Below are 1,865 nucleotides of genomic sequence, written 5' to 3'. Positions count from 1 at the left end.
TCATCGACCTGCCGGTGCTCCGCGCGTGGGCTTCAAGGCTTGCGTGGCCAATGGTCACCGCGAGGTGAAGTCGCGCTGCGACTATGTGACCCAGGCCAGCGGCGGCCATGGCGCCGTGCGCGAAATCTGCGACCTGGTGCTGGCCGCCCAGGGCAACTACGAGGCGGCGCTGGCGCCGTACCTGGCATGAGCGGCCGCAGCGGCGAACGCGCTGCCGAACGCATCCGCCTGGCAGTGATCCTGGTGATCCTGGTTGGCGCCGCGCTGGGCAGCTTCTGGGTGCTGCAAGCCCTGCGCGCCACCGGCGACCAGCAGCCGGCCCAGCGCCCACGCGGCAAGCCGGATTACTACCTGGAAAACTTCAGCTACGTGAAGATGGGCCCGACGGGCCTGCCGCGCTATGATGTCTCCGGCGTCAAGATGGTCCACTTCCCCAGCGATGACTCCTTCGAGATCACCAAGCCGGTGGTGCATAACCTGGACCAGAATCAGGCGCCCATGCAGTTGTATTCGGATACGGCACGCGTGACCGATGACCAGACCCAGATCCACATGTACGGCAACGCCAATGCCATCCGCGCCCCCTACAAGGGCCGCGAACAGATGCACCTGGTCTCGCAATACCTGCTGCTGCTGCCGGACGATGAAATCGTCAAGACCGACAAGCCGGTGACCATGACCATGGGTACGACCCGCTTGAGCGGCGTGGGCATGGTGGCCAACAACGCCACCCAGGTGGTGCAGTTGTTCGGCAATGTGCGAGGCTATTACGAGCCCACGCCCAAGACCAGGACACCAAAACGCTAAGCCGGCAGACCCTCTACAAGAACGCCAAGAACCGACCAGACAGGAAATCAATGAAACGCTCATTCTTACTGCCGATGCTGATGCTGGCTGCCGTGTGCGGCGTGGCCCATGCCGAGAAGGCGGACTCCACCAAGCCCACCAACATCGAGGCAGACCAGATGGTCTATGACGACGTGCGCCAGGTGAAGACCTTCACCGGCAACGTGGTGATGACCCGCGGCACCCTGATCATCAAGGCCGGACGCGTGGTCCTTACAACCGATCAGTACGGTTATGAAAACGCGGTGCTGTATGCCGCTCCGGGTGCGCTGGCAACCTTCCGCCAGAAGCGCGATGGTGGTCCTAACCTGTGGATCGAGGGCCAGGCCGAACGCATCGAGTATTCGGAACAGACCGAAGTGTCCAAGCTGTTCCAGCGCGCCCATATCCAGCGCATGGATGGCGATCGCATCACCGATGAGGTCAATGGCGAGTTTATCTCCTACGACAGCCGGGCCGAGTTCTATTCGGTCAACAATACCGCCACTGGCGAAAGCAAGCCGGGCGCGGGCCGCATCACGGCCGTGATCCAGCCCAAGAATCCGCCCCCGGCTCCGGCTCCTGCTGCCGCCCCGGCCCAACCATCCGGTGCGACGCCCCCGCAGCCGGCCTCGCGCCGCCAGAACGGAAAGGGCCAATGACGATGGCAACCAGCTCGCTGGTCGTTCGCGGCCTGAAGAAAAGCTATGGCGCGCGCCAGGTGGTGCGCGATGTTTCCATGGAAGTGCGCAGCGGCGAAGTGGTCGGTCTGCTCGGCCCCAATGGCGCCGGCAAGACCACCTCGTTCTACATGATTGTGGGGCTGGTGCCTTCCGATGGCGGCCAGATCGACCTGGACGGTTCTCCCATCTCGCGCCTGCCGATCCACAAGCGCGCTACGCTGGGATTGTCCTACCTGCCGCAAGAGGCTTCGGTGTTCCGCAAGCTGACCGTGGAAGACAATATCCGCGCCGTGCTGGAACTGCGCCAGGAAGACGGCAAAGCGCTCTCGCGCGACGAAATCGAAGGCCGTCTCAACA

General features: G+C 63.4%; 3 protein-coding genes and 1 pseudogene. All 4 read left to right on the top strand.

Features of this window, described 5'->3' with window-relative positions:
- Nucleotides 1–190, top strand: a pseudogene (locus I5W_RS29230) (phenylphosphate carboxylase subunit delta); the annotation flags it as partial.
- Nucleotides 187–807: an LPS export ABC transporter periplasmic protein LptC gene (gene lptC, locus I5W_RS00870; protein ID WP_017452546.1), complete on the top strand. Its 621-nt coding sequence runs from the start codon at nt 187–189 to the stop codon at nt 805–807. The pseudogene I5W_RS29230 and the gene lptC, both read left to right, overlap by 4 nt.
- Before the next feature lie 50 nt (nt 808–857).
- Nucleotides 858–1,487, top strand: a complete 630-nt coding sequence (gene lptA, locus I5W_RS00865) for a lipopolysaccharide transport periplasmic protein LptA (RefSeq protein WP_044527837.1) — start codon at nt 858–860, stop codon at nt 1,485–1,487.
- Between the two features lie 2 nt (nt 1,488–1,489).
- The coding region (locus tag I5W_RS00860) for an ATP-binding cassette domain-containing protein (protein WP_199901686.1) at nt 1,490–1,865 on the top strand (376 nt) is incomplete at its 3' end.

Source organism: Herbaspirillum sp. B65 (assembly GCF_000333555.1).
GTDB lineage: Bacteria > Pseudomonadota > Gammaproteobacteria > Burkholderiales > Burkholderiaceae_D > Herbaspirillum > Herbaspirillum rubrisubalbicans.
This window is presented reverse-complemented; position numbering and strand designations above follow the sequence as displayed.

Excerpts from the sequence above, each read along its gene's own strand:
- lptA (WP_044527837.1), top strand. The coding sequence starts at position 858 with ATGAAACGCTCATTCTTACTGCCGATGCTGATGCTGGCTGCCGTGTGC.
- lptC (WP_017452546.1), top strand. The coding sequence starts at position 187 with ATGAGCGGCCGCAGCGGCGAACGCGCTGCCGAACGCATCCGCCTGGCA.